The sequence below is a fragment of the Streptomyces caniscabiei genome (assembly GCF_014930365.1).
Classification (GTDB): Bacteria; Actinomycetota; Actinomycetes; order Streptomycetales; family Streptomycetaceae; genus Streptomyces; species Streptomyces caniscabiei.
The window spans coordinates 629,612-646,107 of sequence record NZ_JABXWI010000002.1; the positions used below are offsets into that span (position 1 = coordinate 629,612).

16 protein-coding genes and 1 pseudogene are annotated in these 16,496 nt (G+C 72.9%); 5 read left to right on the forward strand and 12 right to left on the reverse strand.

Features of this window, described 5'->3' with window-relative positions; translation table 11 throughout:
* Window positions 1–60: 60 nt before the first annotated feature.
* From HW837_RS07265 to HW837_RS07285, 5 genes and pseudogenes are all read right to left on the reverse strand, one after another.
* Window positions 61–1,230 (reverse strand): annotated as a pseudogene (locus HW837_RS07265) (lysylphosphatidylglycerol synthase transmembrane domain-containing protein); the annotation flags it as partial.
* Window positions 1,227–2,249 (reverse strand): methyltransferase domain-containing protein, encoded by a 1,023-nt coding sequence (locus HW837_RS07270; RefSeq protein WP_193379902.1) that lies wholly within the window; start codon window positions 2,247–2,249, stop codon window positions 1,227–1,229. The pseudogene HW837_RS07265 and the gene HW837_RS07270, both read right to left, overlap by 4 nt.
* A complete protein-coding gene (locus HW837_RS07275) occupies window positions 2,246–3,523 on the reverse strand; it encodes a glycosyltransferase family 4 protein (RefSeq protein ID WP_045556696.1) in 1,278 nt (425 codons plus the stop codon). Before HW837_RS07275 ends, HW837_RS07270 begins: the two co-directional genes overlap by 4 nt.
* Window positions 3,520–3,918 carry a 6-pyruvoyl trahydropterin synthase family protein gene (locus HW837_RS07280; RefSeq protein ID WP_045556695.1) on the reverse strand — a complete coding sequence of 133 codons (399 nt, stop codon included), beginning with the start codon at window positions 3,916–3,918 and terminating at the stop codon, window positions 3,520–3,522. The genes HW837_RS07275 and HW837_RS07280 overlap by 4 nt, the downstream gene beginning before the upstream one ends.
* A 169-nt stretch (window positions 3,919–4,087) precedes the next feature.
* Entirely contained in the window at window positions 4,088–5,068 is a 981-nt protein-coding gene (locus tag HW837_RS07285; protein ID WP_045556694.1) for a zinc-dependent alcohol dehydrogenase, read from the reverse strand.
* A gap of 107 nt (window positions 5,069–5,175) precedes the next feature.
* Here HW837_RS07285 and HW837_RS07290 point away from each other — a divergent pair, with 107 nt between their 5' ends.
* Window positions 5,176–5,976, forward strand: coding sequence for a CDP-alcohol phosphatidyltransferase family protein (locus tag HW837_RS07290; RefSeq protein WP_193379901.1), 801 nt, complete (start codon window positions 5,176–5,178; stop codon window positions 5,974–5,976).
* 855 nt (window positions 5,977–6,831) lie between these two features.
* Here the strand turns inward: HW837_RS07290 and HW837_RS07295 are convergent.
* On the reverse strand, window positions 6,832–7,764 hold the full coding sequence (locus HW837_RS07295) for an NADP-dependent oxidoreductase (RefSeq protein WP_199819031.1): 933 nt from the start codon (window positions 7,762–7,764) through the stop codon (window positions 6,832–6,834).
* Between the two features lie 129 nt (window positions 7,765–7,893).
* Here HW837_RS07295 and HW837_RS07300 point away from each other — a divergent pair, with 129 nt between their 5' ends.
* Window positions 7,894–8,880 (forward strand): GlxA family transcriptional regulator, encoded by a 987-nt coding sequence (locus HW837_RS07300; protein ID WP_045556691.1) that lies wholly within the window; start codon window positions 7,894–7,896, stop codon window positions 8,878–8,880.
* On the opposite strand, the gene HW837_RS07305 is transcribed toward HW837_RS07300, so the two are convergent.
* Window positions 8,870–9,910 (reverse strand): LacI family DNA-binding transcriptional regulator, encoded by a 1,041-nt coding sequence (locus HW837_RS07305; RefSeq protein ID WP_045556690.1) that lies wholly within the window; start codon window positions 9,908–9,910, stop codon window positions 8,870–8,872. The genes HW837_RS07300 and HW837_RS07305 overlap by 11 nt on opposite strands.
* A 196-nt stretch (window positions 9,911–10,106) precedes the next feature.
* On the opposite strand from HW837_RS07305, the gene HW837_RS07310 reads away from it, so the two are divergent.
* Both HW837_RS07310 and HW837_RS07315 read left to right on the forward strand, forming a co-directional pair.
* Window positions 10,107–10,868 carry an SDR family oxidoreductase gene (locus tag HW837_RS07310; RefSeq protein WP_045556689.1) on the forward strand — a complete coding sequence of 254 codons (762 nt, stop codon included), beginning with the start codon at window positions 10,107–10,109 and terminating at the stop codon, window positions 10,866–10,868.
* A 75-nt stretch (window positions 10,869–10,943) separates the two neighbouring features.
* A complete protein-coding gene (locus tag HW837_RS07315; protein WP_045556688.1) occupies window positions 10,944–11,954 on the forward strand; it encodes a Gfo/Idh/MocA family protein in 1,011 nt (336 codons plus the stop codon).
* A gap of 122 nt (window positions 11,955–12,076) precedes the next feature.
* Here HW837_RS07315 and HW837_RS07320 read toward each other — a convergent pair whose 3' ends face one another.
* Window positions 12,077–13,096, reverse strand: coding sequence for a LacI family DNA-binding transcriptional regulator (locus tag HW837_RS07320; RefSeq protein WP_193379900.1), 1,020 nt, complete (start codon window positions 13,094–13,096; stop codon window positions 12,077–12,079).
* A 397-nt stretch (window positions 13,097–13,493) separates the two neighbouring features.
* On the opposite strand from HW837_RS07320, the gene HW837_RS07325 reads away from it, so the two are divergent.
* A complete protein-coding gene (locus HW837_RS07325; protein WP_093790057.1) occupies window positions 13,494–14,459 on the forward strand; it encodes a glycoside hydrolase family 6 protein in 966 nt (321 codons plus the stop codon).
* 39 nt (window positions 14,460–14,498) lie between these two features.
* On the opposite strand, the gene HW837_RS07330 is transcribed toward HW837_RS07325, so the two are convergent.
* The 4 genes from HW837_RS07330 to HW837_RS07345 all read right to left on the reverse strand — a co-directional run.
* Window positions 14,499–14,774 carry a hypothetical protein gene (locus tag HW837_RS07330; protein WP_060882705.1) on the reverse strand — a complete coding sequence of 92 codons (276 nt, stop codon included), beginning with the start codon at window positions 14,772–14,774 and terminating at the stop codon, window positions 14,499–14,501.
* Complete coding sequence (locus tag HW837_RS07335; RefSeq protein ID WP_193379899.1) at window positions 14,771–15,589, reverse strand: phytanoyl-CoA dioxygenase family protein; 819 nt, start codon at window positions 15,587–15,589, stop codon at window positions 14,771–14,773. The genes HW837_RS07330 and HW837_RS07335 overlap by 4 nt, the downstream gene beginning before the upstream one ends.
* Before the next feature lie 120 nt (window positions 15,590–15,709).
* Window positions 15,710–15,931, reverse strand: coding sequence for a DUF397 domain-containing protein (locus tag HW837_RS07340; RefSeq protein WP_193379898.1), 222 nt, complete (start codon window positions 15,929–15,931; stop codon window positions 15,710–15,712).
* A partial coding sequence (locus HW837_RS07345; protein ID WP_237270034.1) for a DUF5753 domain-containing protein occupies window positions 15,928–16,496 on the reverse strand: 569 nt, incomplete at its 5' end. The genes HW837_RS07340 and HW837_RS07345, both read right to left, overlap by 4 nt.

Below are 16,496 nucleotides of genomic sequence, written 5' to 3' on the forward strand. Positions count from 1 at the left end.
GGCCGCGAAGCTGAGCACACCGTAGACGACGGCCACGGTCAGCCCCTGCGAGGCGCCCAGGCCGGCGGCGCCGAACGACCAGGCGGTGACGCCCTCCCGAGGGCCCCAGCCGCCGACGTTGAGCGGCAGGCTCATGGCGATCAGGGCCAGCAGCGCGAGGGGCAGCAGTTCCCGTGTCGTCGCGGCGGAGCCGGCGACATCCGCGGCGAGCAGGAACGTCGCCACGTATCCGACCAGGACCGCCACCGACGAGAACAGCACGGCGGGTCCGCTGTCGCGGTTCAGCAGCACGCCGCGCGCCTCGGCGAGGACGGCCCTGATCCTGCGGCCCCGGCCGCCCGCGGAGGCGCTCGGCCTGCGGCCCATCCGGACCGCCGCCCAGATCGCCAGGGCGCCCAGCGCGGCGAGCGCCGTCAGTCCGGCCGCGTGGCGGGTCTGCTCCAGCACGGGGGACGGCAGCACCAGCAAAACCGTTACGCCCACGACGGCCAGCACCAACTGGCCCGCGGTGCGCTCGATCACCACCGCGCGTACGCCCCGGCCCATGTCGCCGGAGCTCTGTCCGTGCCGCACCGCCCGGTGCACGTCGCCGAGGACACCGCCGGGCAGCGCCGCGTTCAGGAACAGCGCCCGGTAGTAGTCCGCGACGGCGGGGCCGAGCGGCAGCCGCAGCCCGAGCGCCCGGGTCACCGCGCACCAGCGCCACGCGCTGAACACCGTGGTCAGCGCGCCGATCCCGACGGCCGCCGCGAGCGTCCCGCCGTCGATCCGGCGCAGCCCGTCGACGAAGACGCCGGTGCCCATCCGCCAGAACACGACCACGAGGATCGCCGTTCCGGCGAGGGTGCCGAAGTGGGTGCGCAGCGCACGGCCGAACCGGGAGCCGCGCCGGGACCCGGCGGGTGCCGGTCCGGGCTTCGCGGGCGCCGCACCCGGGATCCGCTCCGAGGCGGAGGGACCGTCGGACGCGACCGCCAGGGAAGGAGTGCGCGAACCCGCCCCGTCCGCCCGGTTCATCCCGTCCGAACGGGCCGATCGGTCCGTGTCCGGAGTGGACGTCGAGGTCGTCGGCCGTGGTGCGCGCGCGCCGGGTGTGAGCGCGCGGACCCGCGCCCGCGCACCCGGCGTGCCCGCCCTCACCCGGGCCCGTACTCCGCGCGGGCGCACGCGTATGCGGTCCTCCGTCGCCGGTGGACGGGCCACGACCGTCTCCTCCACCGGTGCCGTCATGAGGCTCCGCCCTTCGGCCGGGGCAGCGCCAGGAGGTCGCTGTGGTGGACGACGACGCGGAGTTCACCGGCCGCGTTGGCCGCGAGGCGCTCGCGGAGGTAGGCCTCGGCGCGCTCGGTGAGTTCGGGGCGCTGCTCGCACGCGGCACCGACCCAGCCGCGCAGCCACTCCTCGGTGAGGGCGGTGTGCCGGGTGTCGAGCTGCCAGGGGCTCGGGTTGACCCGGACCGTGGCCCCCTGCTGGGCGAACGCCTCGCAGGCGACGGTGATCGCGTCCGGACCGAGCAGATCGCTCGCGCGCTGATGGGCGTTGAACGCCTCGGCGATCTCGGCGTCCAGGGGGTGCGCGGGGACGAGGTCCACCCGGCCCACGACGGAGAGCGTCAGCAGCGCGGGGACACCGGCGCCCGCGCAGGCCGCCGCGAGCGCCTCGATCTCCTCGCGGGTGAGGACGTCGAGCAGCGCGGACGCCGTGACCAGCGAGGCACCGTCGAGGTCGGCCGCCGTCAGCCGTCCGATGTCACCGCGCCGCGTGGTGACCGTGACCGGGCTGCCGTCGGCGGCGGCGCGCGGCGCCCGCGCGACGGCCAGCCGCAGCAGGTTCGGGTCCTGGTCGTGCAGCACCCACCGCTGGGCGCCGTCCAGCCGGGGCGCGAGCCAGCGGCCCATCGAGCCGGTGCCGCAGCCGAGGTCGTGCACGGTCAGCCCGGTGGCACGACCGGGCAGGTTGGCGAGGCGGATGCGCAGCGGGTCCAGCAGGTCCACCGCGCGGGCGTCGGCGTCGGCGCTCTCGCGCAACTCCAGCCACTGCGGCGCGTACTGGTGGTCCTCGGGCGCGGGCGTGTCTCCCCCGCGTCCCGCCATGCTCAACACCCCGCCGGCGGCGGCCGGGGTCCCCCCGGCAGCGGCGGGCCCCGGGGTGACCGGCGTGCCCGACGAAGGGGACGCCCCCGTGGGCAGCGGTCCCCCCGTCGACAGGGGCCCGCCCGCGGACATGGTCATATCGGCAGAAGTGGTCATGCCGCCCTCCGAGGTTCGTGCCTGAGCCTGCCCAGCACATGGGCCAGGCTGCGGGCGGTGGTCGCCCACCCGTCCAGCGCGGCCCTGCGCCCGCGCGCGGCCGCCTTCAGCCGACGCCGTACATCGGCCTCCCCGAACCAGCCGCGCAGCTCCGCGGCGATGGCCGCGGGGTTCTCCGGCGGGACGAGGATGCCGGGCACCCCGCCGTCGGGGGCGCGGCCGACGGCCTCGGGAAGACCGCCGACGTCCGTGGCCAGAACGGGGATACCGCGCGCGAGGGCCTCGGTGACCGCCATGCCGTACGTCTCGGCGTAGGAGGTGAGGACCATCAGGTCGGCGGCGGCGTAGCTGGCGTCGAGTTCCGCGCCCGCCTGCGGTCCGGCGAGGTGGAAGCGGTCCTCCAGGCCGAACTTCGCGATCAGCGAGCGGATGTGGTCGACGTACTCGGGCTCCTGGTCGAGGCCGCCGACCAGGACGCAGCTCCAGCGCAGTTCGGTGACGGTCGCGAGGGCCTCCACCAGCCGGTGCTGCCCCTTGCGCGGGGTGACCGCGGCCACGCACAGCAGCCGGGAGACGCCGTCGGTGCCGGAGGCGAGGGGCGCGATGTCGGCGCCGGGGGCGGCGACATGGACCCGCTCGGGGGCGAGTCCGTGGTGTGACACGAGTCTGCGGACCGCCCACTCGCTGGTCGCGATCACTGCGGACACGCCCCGCAGGGTGGTGCGTTCCTTGGCGTCGAGTTCGGCGGCGAGTTCGGGCTCCAGGCCGGTCTCGTCGCCGAGCGGCAGATGCACCAGCACGGCCAGGCAGAGGCGTTCGGCCTCGGGGAGGACGATCTCGGGGACACCGCAGGCGACCAGTCCGTCGAGGAGGACCACGGTGCCGTCGGGGAGTTCGCTCAGCGTACGGGCGAGTTCGGCGCGGGCCGTCTCGTCCGGGCGCGGCCAGCTGCCGTCGATCGCGTGCTTGTGCACCTGCCAGCCGAAGCCGGGCAGGTCGAGGCAGATCCGCCGGTCGTAGGCGTTGCCGCCGCTGGGCCGGGTGGGGTCGTCGACGCCGCCCGGCATCACGAAGTGCACGGAACGCAGCGACATGGGGATGATCGCGGCGTTCTTCAGCGCCGCGTTCTGCACGGGCACATAGCCGAGCCTCACGTGCTCTCCCCCGTTCGCCTGGGCCCCGCCCTTCACCTGGGCGCCGCTTACCCCGTCCGTGGCACCGGATGCCTGCGCGGTGGTGCCGACGACCGCCCGGTCGATGGTCACGTCGGTCACAGGGCACGCTCGTAACTCGCCCAGGCGATGTGCGACTCGTGCAGGGTGACCGTGAGGTTCGCGATGCCCTTGGCGTTCTCCCCGAGGGCGCCCTTGTGGATCCGCTCGGCGAGCCGGTCGGCGATCACCTTGGCCAGGAACTCCGTGGAGGTGTTGGTGTTGGCGAAGGCGGGCTCGTTGTCGAGGTTGCGGTAGTTCAACTCGCTCACCACGGCACCGAGCTCCTGGGTGGCCAGCCCGATGTCTACGACGATGTTGTCGTCGTCCAGTTCGGCGCGCCGGAAGGTGGCGTCCACGAGGAACGTGGCGCCGTGCAGGCGCTGCGCGGGTCCGAAGACCTCCCCGCGGAAGCTGTGGGCGATCATGATGTGATCGCGAACGGTGATGCTGAACAACGGACGACCCTCCAGTGCGGTACGTCTGCCCCCGGGCCGGGGCATGCCGTGTAGTACGGCTGCTCCCTACCCGTTGTTCAGCCGAGTTTTCCGGTTTCTTCGGAGGTCAGCGTTCCGTTCGGGCAGTTCAGGGGTGGGTGGGACGAACCGGAACACGTGACCCACCGGGTCACTCCACGTCGTAGCGGACCCGGTGGCACATCGCCGGCAGTTCTCCGCTCGCGAGCTTCGGCAGGACGTCGGGGAGTTCGTCGAAGGCGCACTCTCCGGTGACGAGGGCGTCGAAGCGGGCGTCGGCGAGGAGTTCGAGGGCGAGCGCCATCCGGTCCGCGTACGTCCGTCCGACGCGTCCGGCCGGGGAGACGGTTCCCACCTGGCTGCTGCGGACGGTGAGCCGGCGCGAGTGGAAGGCCTCGCCGAGGGGCAGGGCGATGCGGCGGTCGCCGTACCAGCTCAGCTCGATGACCGTGCCCTCGGCGGCGAGGAGTTCGAGGGAGCGGACGAGGCCCTGTTCGCTGGCGCTGGCGTGCACGACGAGGTCGCACTCGCCCAGCGCGTCCTCGGGCAGCGCGAAGTCCACGCCGAGGGCGCGGGCGATCCCGGCGCGCGCCGGATCCGCGTCGACGAGCTGGACGCGTACGCCCGGGTAGCGCGCGAGGAGCGCGGCGACCGAGCAGCCGACCATGCCGCCGCCGACGACGGCGATCCGGTCCCCGATGAGGGGCGCGGCGTCCCACAGGGCGTTGACTGCGGTCTCCACGGTGCCGGCCAGGACGGCCCGCGCCGCCGGGACGGACTCCGGCACGACGGTGACGGCGCTCGCGGGAACGACGTAGCGGCTCTGGTGCGGATACAGGCAGAAGACGGTCCGGCCGACCAGTGCGTCGGGCCCCTCTTCCACCCGACCGACGCTGAGGTAGCCGTACTTCACGGGAGCGGGAAAGTCGCCCTCCTGGAAGGGCGCGCGCATGGTCGCGCGCTGGTTCTCGGGTACGTGGCCGCGGAACACGAGCGTCTCGGTGCCCCGGCTGACTCCTGAGTACAGCGCGCGGACCAGGACCTCGCCGTCGGCGGGGGCGGCGAGGGTCTCCGTCCGGATCTCGCCCTGCCCCGGGGAGCGTAGCCAGAAGGCATTGGCTGTCGGTTTCATGTGCGTCTCCGTGAACGGTCGAGCGGTTCGCCACGTACGCAGCGGTGGAAGTTCGCGGACACGGTACGCGGCGATGATCCACTTGTCACACGTTCGGAAGGTATGCGGTGGCCCTGATCAACACATACGACGGCCGGCTGTTGCTCTCGGAGACGACCGTGGGCGCCGGCGCCCAGGTGCTGCTCCTCGCCTTCCTGGGCACGGCGATCGGACTGGGCCCGGTGGGCTGGCTGACCGGGCTGGCCTTCGGGCTCGCCACCTGGGCGGTCCTCAACCGCGCACTGCTGCGCACCCGGACCCGTACCTTCGGCCCGGCCAACCGCGTCACGCTCGGGCGGGCGATACTCGTCGGCGCCGTCACCGCGCTGGTCGCCGACTCCTTCCAGAGCTCGCCGCCCGTCTCGCTCTTCGTCGGGCTGACCGCCGTGGCGCTGATCCTCGACGGTGTCGACGGCCAGGTGGCCCGGCGCACGAACACCTCGACCGCGCTGGGCGCGCGCTTCGACATGGAGGTCGACGCGTTCCTGATCCTGGTGCTGAGCGTGTACGTCGCGATGTCGATGGGCCCGTGGGTGCTGCTGATCGGTCTCATGCGGTACGTCTTCGTGGCCGCCGCCAAGGTCGCCCCGTGGCTGAACAACTCGTTGCCGCACAGCATGGCCCGCAAGACGGTCGCCGCCGTCCAGGGTGTGTTCCTGCTGGTCGCCGCCTCCGGTCTGCTGCCGTACGTGGCGGGCTTCGGCCTGGTCGCGCTGGCGCTGGGCTCGCTGCTCTGGTCGTTCGGGCGGGACGTGGTCTGGCTGTTCCACAACCGGGCGGGCCACGGCGCGCCGCTGGCCACGGCGACCGTCGACGAGCCGGTGACCGTGACCATCGAGCGCAGGGCGGCCGAGCTCGTCACGAGCTGAGCCGGCCAGTCCTCGACACCGAGGCGGCACAGGCATCGAACACCGCACGCACCGCCGGCCCCGAGGCCGCCCCGCCCCACGACGAACCACCGCTGTACGGCCCGACGCTCGACCGCCCGGATTCCCCCGGGCCGGCGCTCGACCGGCCAGATTCCCCCGGGCCGGGGCTCGACCGGCCGGGGCTCGACGGACCGGGGTTCGACCGACCGGCGCTCGACCGACCGGCGCCCGACCGACCGAGGCTCGACCGACCGGAGTTCGACGGACCGGCGCCCCAACACCCCGCGTCCCTTTGCCCGGCGCCCGACCTGCCGGCGCCCGACGGACCGGGGTTCGACCGACCGAGGCTCGACCGACCGAGGCCCGACCGACCCGAGCCCGACCGACCGGAGTTCGACGGACCGGCGCCCCAACACCCCGCGTCCCTTTGCCCGGCGCCCGACCTGCCGGCGCCCGACGGACCGGCGCCCGACCTGCCGGCGCTCCACCGAGCGGAGTTCGATCGACCGGGGCTTCACCGCCCCGCGTCCCTTCGCCCCGCCCGCCCCGCGCCCCTCCGCCCCGCGCCCGACCGACCGGCACTCGACCGCCCGGCGCTCGACGCTCGACGAACCGCCGCCCCACCGCCCCACACCCCACCGCCCAGCGCTCGACGAACCACCACCCCACCGCCCCACGCCCCACGCCCCCCGACCGCCCGGCGCTCGACGCTCGACGAACCGCCGCCCCACCGCCCCACGCCCCACCGCCCGGCGCTCGACGAACCGGCGCCCCCAACGCCCCCCCCACCCCTCCGCCCGGCGCCCGGCGCACCCCCAGCCCCCAGCCCCCAGCCCCCAGCCCCCAGCCGAGGATTCAGTCGACCGTGAGGACGATCTTTCCGGTCGTGCGGTCGGTCTCCCCGAGGGCGTGGGCCTTGGCCGCCTCCGCCAGCGGGAAGGTCGCGTCGACATGGGCCCGCAGCTTCCCCTGCTCGACGAGGGCCGCGATGGCCCGCATCCCCGCCTGGTCGGCCTCGACCAGCAGCTTCTCCAGCCGTGCGCCCCGCGCGGCGGCCCTCTCGGCGTCCTCCTCCCCGCCGACCGGCAGGATCGAGACGAGGGTGCCGCCCTGCCCGAGCACGTCCACGGATCGCGTGCGGACGTCCCCGGCGAGGGTGTCCAGCACGACATCGACCTCCCCGGCCGCCTCCACGAAGTCCGTGGTCCGGTAGTCGATCAGCTCGTCCGCGCCCAGCTCGCGCAGCAGCTCGTGCTTGCCGGCGCTGGCCGTACCGATGGCGTACGCGCCGCGCGCCTTCGCGATCTGCACGGCGAGATGGCCCACTCCCCCGGCGGCGGCGTGGATCAGGACCCGCTGCCCCTCCCGGACGTCGGCGGTGTCGACGAGCGCCTGGTACGCGGTGAGCGCGGCCAGCGGCAGGGCGCCGGCCTGGACGTGGTCGACGTTCGACGGCTTGGGGGCGAAGGCCCGGGCCGGCCCCTTGGCGTACTCGGCGTAGGCGCCCGCGCCGTGCGGGTAGGGCAGCATGCCGAACACCTCGTCGCCGGCCTCGAACAGGGTGACCCCGAGGCCGACCTGCTCGACGACGCCCGAGACGTCCCAGCCGAGCACCGGCAGCGGCTCGGGGTGCCACAGTCCGAAGGCACGGTTCTTCCAGTCGGTCGGGTTGACGCCGGCCGCGTGCACCCGGACCAGGATCTCGCCCGGCCCCGGCACGGGACGCGGCAGTTCGGCCTCCCTCAGTACCTCCGGTCCGCCGAAGGCGTCCTGGGTCATCGCTCGCATGGTGGTGGTGGCGTCGCCGCCGCTGGTGTTCTCGGTGGTGTCGGTCATGCGGTCCAGCCTGCGGGGGCACGACGATCACGACAATGGCACGATGGCCATCATTCGATGGGATCGTGCCACACTGGTCGTATGACATCTCCGCACCGGGTGGTCGTCCTCGCGCTCGACGGGGTCTACCCCTTCGAACTCGGCGTCCCGAGCCGCATCTTCGACGCGACCGACGGGCTCTACGAGGTGCTGACCTGCACCCCGGACGGGCGCCCGGTGCGTTCGGCGGCCGACTTCGCCGTCGCCGTGGACCACGGCCCCGAGGCGCTGGACACCGCCGACACAGTGATCGTCCCCTCGTTCGGGGTCTGCCCGCCGACCGCACCGCTGCTGTCGGCCGAGCTCCCGGAGCCCGTCGCGGCCGCCCTCGCGCGGATCAGGCCCGGCACCCGGCTGGTGTCCATCTGCTCGGGCGCCTTCGTCCTCGCCTCGGCCGGTCTGCTCGACGGCAGGCCCGCGACGACGCACTGGGCGCTGGCCGACCTGTTCCGGCGCCGCTTCCCGCAGGTCGACCTGGACCCTGACGTCCTCTTCGTCGACGACGGCGACATCCTGACCTCGGCCGGCGCCGCCTCCGGCATCGACCTCTGTCTGCATCTCGTGCGCAGGGACCACGGCAGCGAGGTCGCCAACCGGGTGGCCCGGCGCTGCGTGGTCCCGCCGTGGCGGGAGGGCGGCCAGGCCCAGTACATCGAACAGCCCGTCCCCCAGGACGGCGCCCACGGCACCGCCGCCACCCGGCAGTGGGCCCTCGAACACCTCGACGCCCCGCTCGCGCTGGCCGACCTCGCCGAGCACGCCCGGATGAGCCTGCGCACCTTCGCCCGCCGCTTCAACGACGAGGTGGGCATGAGCCCCGGCCGCTGGCTCGTCCAGCAGCGGGTGGCCCGCGCCCGTCATCTCCTGGAGTCCACCGACCTCCCGGTCGACGAGATCGCCGGCCACGTCGGCTTCGCCACCGGCACGTCGCTGCGCCAGCATCTGCACGCGGCGATCGGAATCTCACCACTGACGTACCGGCGTACGTTCCGGTCCGGGGCCGCCGTACCCGCCCCCGCTAGCCGGTGACCGCGCCCGCCCCCGGCGGCATGTTGTAGGGCGTCACCACCTGGATCGCCGACGGCAGGAACGGGCCCTCGTCGGGAAGGGCCTGGTGGGCGCGCATGATCATCTGACAGGTGCGGCGGACGTCCTGGCGCAGGTCGTGGTGGAGCACGGCGGAGAGCCGGTGCTCGCGCAGCAGCCGGGTGTTGTCGTGGTCGAGGTCGTGGGCGACGAAGACGTGCGGCGCGCGGCCGAGCGCGGCGAAGGCGTCGAGCGTGGCGGTGTTGCCACCGCCGATGGAGTAGACGGCGGCGATCCCCGGCTCCCGCTCCAGCGCGTCGAGGACGAGATCCCGCTGGGTCGCGTCGAGGCCGTCGCTGTCGGTGACCTCCACGAGCGCCCGCTGCGGCGCGACCGCCCGCATCACCCCGCGGAACCCCATCTCCCGCTCCTCCTCGTTGCGGTAGAAGCTGCGGCTGAGCGTGACCAGGACGGCGCCCGGCCGGTCGCCGAGCCACTGCCGTAGCAGATACGCGGCGGTCGCCCCGGCGGCCCGGTTGTCTATGCCGACGTACGCGCCGCGCGGGCTGCTCGGCAGGTCCGTGACGAAGGTGACCACCGGGATCCCGGCCGCGACGAGCCGTTCGACGGCGGCGGTGACCTCCGGGACGTCCGGCGCCTTGAGGATCACCCCTTGCGAGCCGCGCCGCCCGATCCGGTCCAGCACCCGCACCATCTCCGAGGCCGACCCCGTCTCCCGGAAGTGGAAGCGGGACCGCACGACCGCCGGGTGCAGGGACGGCAGCTCGGCCTCCAGCGCCTCCCGGACCGCCGTGGAGAAGCGCTCCGGGGTCTGCATCACGATGTCGACCATGAACGTACGGCCGCCGATGCGCACCTGCGTCCGCTGCCGGTCCAGGTCCCGCACGGCCTGGTGCACCTCGCGGGCGGTGCTCTCCCGCACCCCTCCCCTGCCGTTGAGGACCCGGTCGACCGTGGCCTGGCTGAGCCCGGCCTGCCGGGCGATCTCACGGATCGTGTAGGGGTGCGCCATGGCGGTGTGTCCTGGATCTCGATGCGGGCCGACGGTCCGTCGGATGATGGGTTTTTGATGGTCCGCTGCGGGTTGTACGAGGGGCCTCGCGCCCCAAGACTGACAGAGGCGGAGGCGCTGGGAAAGGCCGTACGACCAGGGCCCTCATCGGGCCCGGCACGGCCCGCCGGCCCCGATCGAAAGGAAACACGCTTCCATGGCACTACTGGAGGACAAGGTCGTCCTCGTCAACGGCGGCAGCCAGGGCGTCGGCGCGGGCGTCGTCCGGGCGGCCCTGCGCGAGGGCGCGACCGTCGCGTTCACCGGACGCCGGGCCGAGGTCGGCGAACGGCTCGCGGCGGACACCGGCGCGACGTTCGTACGGGCCGACCTGACGGACCCGGCGCAGGTGCGCGGCGCCGTGGAACGCGTGATCGCCACGCACGGCCGGGTCGACAGCCTCGTCAACGCGGCCGGCCTCACCTCGCGCGGCTCGCTCCTCGACACCTCGCCCGAACTCTTCGACGCGCACATCGCGATCAATCTGCGCGCCCCCTTCTTCGCCATGCAGGCCGTGGTCGAGCACCTGGTGGCCCGCACGTCGCCCGGCACGATCGTCAACATCGGCTCGAACTGCGCGCACGGCGGCCCGCCGTTCCTGGCCCCGTACTCCGCCGCGAAGGCCGGCCTCGCGGGCCTCACCCGCAACGCCGCCCACGCCCACCGCTGGGACCGGATCCGGATCAACGACCTCAACATCGGCTGGACGGAGACCGAGGGCGAGGACGCGATCCAGCGCGAGTTCCACGACGCGGCCGACGACTGGCGGGAACGGGCCGCCGAGCGCCTCCCGATGGGCAAGCTCGGCCAGGTCGACGAGATCGCCGACTTCGTGGTCTTCCTGCTCTCCGAGCGCAGCGGCGTGGTCACCGGCTCGATCATCGACTGGGACCAGAACGTCGTCGGCGCCCAGGACTGACCGCCCCTCCCCCTCTTCCTCTCGTCGTCTCCTCCTCCCCCGCTTCTTCAGCACCTCCGAAAGGGACACTCGATCATGCGCATTGGCATCCTGGGGCTGGGCCGCATCGGCGCCTTCCACGCCGAAACCCTCGCCGGTCTGGACGTCGTGGAGCAGCTGGTCGTCTCCGACCCGCTGGCCGCCGCCGCGCAGGCGGCCGGCGAGAAGTTCGGCGCCGTCGTGGCCGACTCGCCCGAGGCGGTCTTCGCCTCCGGGATCGACGGTGTCGTGATCACCGCCGCCACCGACGCGCACCCGGGCCTGATCCTGGCCGCCGTCGAGGCGGGCGTCCCGGTGTTCTGCGAGAAGCCGGTGGCGAAGACGGTCGAGGAGAGCCTCACCGTGCTGCGCGCCGTGCGCGACAGCGGCATCGAGGCCCAGATCGGCTTCAACCGCCGCTTCGACGCGGGCTGTGTCACCGCCCGCGAGGCCGTCCTCAGCGGTGAGCTGGGCGCGCTGCACACGGTCCGGTCCACCACCCTCGACCCGGCCCCGCCGCCGGCGGCCTACGTCGCGGTGTCGGGCGGCATCTTCCGCGACTGCGCGGTGCACGACTTCGACGTGGTGCGCTGGGTGACGGGCCGCGAGGTCGTCGAGGTGTACGCGACGGGCGGCAACAAGGGCGCTGAGTACATCAAGGAGGCGGGTGACGTCGACACGGCGTCCGCGCTCCTCACCTTCGACGACGGCACCATCGGCGTCATCTCCAACACCCGTCACAACGCCCGGGGTTACGACGTCCGGCTGGAGGTCCACGGCATGAAGGACAGCATCGCCGCCGGCCTCGACACCCAGCTCCCGCTGCGCTCCGCCGAGCCCGGTGTCACCTTCCCCTCCGGTGTCCCGCACACCTTCTTCATGGACCGCTTCGCGCCCGCCTACCGCGCCGAACTCGCCGCGTTCACCGAGGTCGTCGCCGGTACCCGCACCTCCCCCTGCACGGTCGCCGACGCCCTGGAGGCCAGCTGGATCGCCGAGGCGGCGACGCTCTCGGTGGCGGAGCACCGGCCGGTCCGGCTGGAGGAGCTGCGCAAGGACGCCGTCTGAGCGGCGCGAAGGAAGCCGTCTGCCGGCTGAGGCGGCGCGAAGGAAGCCGTCTGCCGGCTGAGGCGGCCCGGCGGCTCGAAGGACGCCGTCCGAGCGGCCCGCACGAAGCCACGGGCGCGGTGTCAGGCGCTGCGGCGGGTGACCAGACGGGTGGGCAGGATCAGCGGGGTGGGGTCCTGCCCATGGATGAGCGCGACGAGCATGCGCGCCATCTCCCGCCCGAGCGCCGCTATGGGCTGGTGGACGGTGGTGAGCGGCGGATCGGCGATCCCGGCGACGGCCAGGTCGTCGTAACCGACCACGGCGACGTCGGCGGGCACCCGCCGCCCTGCCTCGCGCAGGGTGCGCAGTGCCCCCGCCGCCATGTTGTCGCTGGCGGCGAACACACCGTCCAGGTCGGGGTGTTCCGCCAGCAGCGCGGCCATGACCGCGGCTCCGCCGGGCTCGGTGAAGTCCCCTGCCCGGGGCGGGAAGGGGTCGAGGCCGGCGGCCAGCACGGCGTCCCGGTACCCCCGGTACCGGGCCCGCCCCGCCTCGGTGTCCAGGCGCCCGCAGATCGCGGCGACACGCGTCCTGCCGCGTGAGAGCAGATACTCGGTCGCCTCGCGGGCGCCGCCGGCGTTGTCGACGTCCACGTACCAGCGGGGAGCGGGCCCGACGGGGCGCCCGCCGAACACCACGGGGATGTCCGCCTCCTCGGCCGTCCGGGCCAGCGGATCGCCCTCGCGCAGGGCCATCATCATGACGCCGTCGGCGCCCTTGCAGCGGATCAGTTCCGCCACCCGCTCGCGGCCCCGGTCGGTCGCGGCCAGGCACAGCATCAGATGCAGGTCGGCCTCCTCCAGCGCGGCCGACGCCCCCACGATCACCTGGGCGAAGAAGGGATCCGCGAAGATCGACGGATCCTCTCCCGAGACGACCAGCGCGGCCGCTCCCGTCTGCCGCGTGGCCAGCGCACGGGCCGTCGGATTGGGCACGTAGCCGAGCTGTCGGACGGCCCGCTCGACGGCCTCGCGCTTGCCCCGGCTGACGTGCGGCGCGTTGTTGAGGGCGCGGGACGCCACGGAGCGGGAGACGCCCGCGAGTTCGGCCACGGCGTCGAGCGTGGGCTGCCGACGCGGTGGATCGCCCGCCAGGACCATGTGCCTCTCCCCCCGGCCGAAAACGCCGAACCCACCGAACCCACCGAACCCGCCGAACCCACCGAACCCGCCGAACCCACCGAACCCGCCGAACCCACCGAACCCGCCGAACCCACCGAAAAACTGGGAGCGCTTCCGGTCAAAGGGACCGTAGAGCCTCGAACTCGCCCTGTACAGAGGGAGATTCACACCTCGGCTCTTGACAGTCCTTCCAGTCAGCCACACGATACCGACCACACCCCCTAGCTTCTCAGCGCCACAGGCACCACTGGAAGCGCTTCCAATGGGAGCGCTCCCACCTCCTTCGGCACGTCGAACCACCGCACTTCCTCAGCGCGTCGCACGCTCGGGACGAGAACGTGCGACGCATCCCCGCCAGGAATTCCGAGGTGATGTCATGCGCCGCAGACTCCGCGCCCTGATGGCAGCGCTCTGCTCCCTGCCGCTCGCGCTCGCCGCCGCTCCGTCCGCCCATGCCGCCGACCCGACCAGCATGACCAGCGGGTTCTATGTGGACCCCGACAACAGCGCGAAGCGGTGGGCCGCCGCCAACCCCGCTGACGGCCGGGCGTCCGCGATCAACGCCTCCATCGCCAACACCCCGATGGCCCGCTGGTTCGGCGCGTGGAGCGGCTCGATCGGCACTGCCACGGGCTCGTTCACGGGCGCCGCGGACAGCCGGGACAAGCTGCCCGTTCTCGTCGCGTACAACATCTACAACCGCGACTACTGCGGCGGGCACTCCGCGGGCGGGGCCTCTTCGCCGTCCGCCTACGCGAGCTGGATCTCCCAGTTCGCCGGCGGCATCGGCAACCGCCCGGCCCTGGTGATCCTGGAGCCGGACTCCCTCGGGGACTACGGCTGTATGAACCAGGCGCAGATCGCCGAACGGCAGAGCATGCTCAGCGGCGCCCTCTCCCGGTTCAGCAGTCAGGCGCCCAACACCTGGGTCTACATGGACGCCGGCAATCCCGCCTGGACGGACGCCGCGACCATGGCCAAGCGGCTGCACGAGGCGGGCGTGCGGCAGGCCCACGGCTTCTCGCTGAACATCTCCAACTACCTCACCACGGGCGAGAACACCGCCTACGGCAACGCGGTGAACAGGGAGCTCAGTGCCCGCTACGGCTACACCAAGCCGTTCGTCGTGGACACCAGCCGCAACGGCAACGGCTCCAACGGCCAGTGGTGCAACCCCTCGGGCCGCCGCATCGGCCCCGCCACCCAGATGGGCGGCGGCGCCGAGATGCTGCTGTGGATCAAGGTGCCGGGCGAGTCGGACGGCAACTGCGGTGTGGGATCCGGCTCCTCGGCCGGTCAGTTCCTGCCCGAGGTCGCCTACAAGATGATCTACGGCTACTGACCACGGCCGGCTCGACGTCAGCCGGAACAGGTCTCGACGTCAGCCGGGAGAGGTCTCCTCCAGCTTCTCGAAGAAGAACTCGTGCTTCAGGAAGGAGACGTCGTACTCGTGACCGGACCCGGGCGGCAGGAGCTGCGACGCCTGGAAGAGGCGCCACCCGTCGAGCAGCGCGTCGAGCCCCGTCGGGTAGGGCGGCTCGTCGCCGTCTCCCGCCGTCGGACGGGTCCGGCCGGTCCCGTCGTACCGGGACCAGCCCACGACCGGGGAGTCGAGCGCCGAGGTCGACAGATACAGGACCAGGACCTGTTGCCTCATGCCTGGCTCCTCAGGGCGGGCCGGTTGCTGACGCGCGTGACCCAGTGCTCGACGTCGAACGACTCGTCGCCGGTCAGGGCCCGCCACAGCAGGACCCGGTTGTAGATCTCCAGTCGGCCGGTGGCCTGCTCGTACCACGGGAAGTGGGTGTCCAACTCCGCGGTGACGGCCGGGTCGTGCAGGTCGCCGGTGTCCCAGAGGCGCACCTGCGGCACGGTCGGGTTGAGGCGCAGTTTGTACATGAAGCGGCGGCGCGCGGTGTCGTTGCGGCGGCCGCCGTGCCAGATGCCGTGGTGCACGAGGACGACCGTGCCGGCCGGGCAGGTCAGCCGGGTCTGGCCCCGCAGGTTCTGGACACGGCCGACGTCCGTCTCGTTGATCCGGCGCAGATGGCTGCCGGGCACACTGAGGGTGCCGCCCATCTCGGCGGTCACCTCGTGCGGGTAGTACATGAGCTGGAGGTCGAAGGCGTCCGGCCGTACGTCGATGATCGCGTCCGCGTGGAGGTCCTGCGCGTGGCCCTCGTGGGGCTCGCGGACGTGCACGGCGTGGTGGTCGACGGTCGGTCCGGGTCCGACCAGACTCTCCACGGCACCGGCGACGACCGGCAGTTCGAGCAGCGCGTGGACGAAGGTGTCGGGCGGGAACGCCGCGCTCAGCGGGGTGCCGTACGGCACTCCCGGCAGGCCCTCGGCCAGCGCGGCCACGGCCCGTTCGTTGATGTTCCGCGGCACCACCCCGTCCAGGCGCAGGAATCCCCACGCGACGAAGCGGGCCACCTGAACCGAGGTCAGGAGGTGCTTGCTGGTTGGCATACGACGAACGTACGGACCCGGCCCCGCCCTGTAGTGGGCTGAAATCTTCCTCTGGTGGTCCATTTCCGTGACCGGTGCGGCCGGTGGGCGCCCCGAACGGGAGGCACCCACCGCCGTGGTCTACGCCGTGAGGTCCGCCGGTCGGCGTCCTTCATGGCCCACGAACCCCACGAACCCCACGAACCGCGACCATCCCGCCCGTCCGACCGCGAAGTGCGGAAGGGTCACGTCCTTGGAGTCCCGTACGCACACGAGCTGCGGGGTGACGGCGACTTCGACGCAGCTGTCACCCTGACTGCCGCTGTAGCTGGACTTGAACCACGCCAGTTCCGTCGTGTTCATAGGTCTGCTTCCCCTCGGAGTCGCTCCAGCAGAGCCCGCGAATCCTTGGCGTTGAGGGCCTGCGAGCGCAGTGTGTCATAGCGCTGCTGGAGCAGGCTCACCTCTTTCGCGTCGCAGATCAGACGGCCGTTCTGCTGCCCTTCCGAGTACGCGAGCCGCTGCCCCTTCGGCGTCTCCAACAGCTGCACCGGCCCGTCGAGGCACGCGTGCAACCCGGCTTCCAGCGGCACGATCTGGAGCGTCACATTGCGCGGGGCGCTCAGCTCCAGCACATGGTCGAACAGCCCGCGCATCCGCGCGCCGTCCCCGAACCGGCGGCGGAAGACATGCTCCTCGACGATGAAGCTGAAGGGAGTCGTCGGCCGCTCGACGAGCATCCGCTGCCGTTCCATGCGCCGGTCCATGAAGTTGTCCAGCTCGTCGTCCGGCGTGACCGGGACGGTCCCCTCGAAGACCGCCCGCGCGTAGTCCCTGGACTGCAACAGCCCCGGCACCAGCCTGCATTCGTAGGTGCACAGGCTCACCGCGACCCGCTCCAGCCGGGCCCACTGACGGAACCACGCCG

What these genes read in the sequence shown, in the direction of transcription:
- HW837_RS07270 (WP_193379902.1), bottom strand. Translation starts at nt 2,249, where the DNA reads ATGACCACTTCTGCCGATATGACCATGTCCGCGGGCGGGCCCCTGTCG.
- HW837_RS07285 (WP_045556694.1), bottom strand. Translation starts at nt 5,068, where the DNA reads ATGAAACCGACAGCCAATGCCTTCTGGCTACGCTCCCCGGGGCAGGGC.
- HW837_RS07295 (WP_199819031.1), bottom strand. Translation starts at nt 7,764, where the DNA reads ATGCGAGCGATGACCCAGGACGCCTTCGGCGGACCGGAGGTACTGAGG.
- HW837_RS07300 (WP_045556691.1), top strand. Translation starts at nt 7,894, where the DNA reads ATGACATCTCCGCACCGGGTGGTCGTCCTCGCGCTCGACGGGGTCTAC.
- HW837_RS07305 (WP_045556690.1), bottom strand. Translation starts at nt 9,910, where the DNA reads ATGGCGCACCCCTACACGATCCGTGAGATCGCCCGGCAGGCCGGGCTC.
- HW837_RS07310 (WP_045556689.1), top strand. Translation starts at nt 10,107, where the DNA reads ATGGCACTACTGGAGGACAAGGTCGTCCTCGTCAACGGCGGCAGCCAG.
- HW837_RS07315 (WP_045556688.1), top strand. Translation starts at nt 10,944, where the DNA reads ATGCGCATTGGCATCCTGGGGCTGGGCCGCATCGGCGCCTTCCACGCC.
- HW837_RS07320 (WP_193379900.1), bottom strand. Translation starts at nt 13,096, where the DNA reads ATGGTCCTGGCGGGCGATCCACCGCGTCGGCAGCCCACGCTCGACGCC.
- HW837_RS07325 (WP_093790057.1), top strand. Translation starts at nt 13,494, where the DNA reads ATGCGCCGCAGACTCCGCGCCCTGATGGCAGCGCTCTGCTCCCTGCCG.
- HW837_RS07330 (WP_060882705.1), bottom strand. Translation starts at nt 14,774, where the DNA reads ATGAGGCAACAGGTCCTGGTCCTGTATCTGTCGACCTCGGCGCTCGAC.
- HW837_RS07335 (WP_193379899.1), bottom strand. Translation starts at nt 15,589, where the DNA reads ATGCCAACCAGCAAGCACCTCCTGACCTCGGTTCAGGTGGCCCGCTTC.
- HW837_RS07340 (WP_193379898.1), bottom strand. Translation starts at nt 15,931, where the DNA reads ATGAACACGACGGAACTGGCGTGGTTCAAGTCCAGCTACAGCGGCAGT.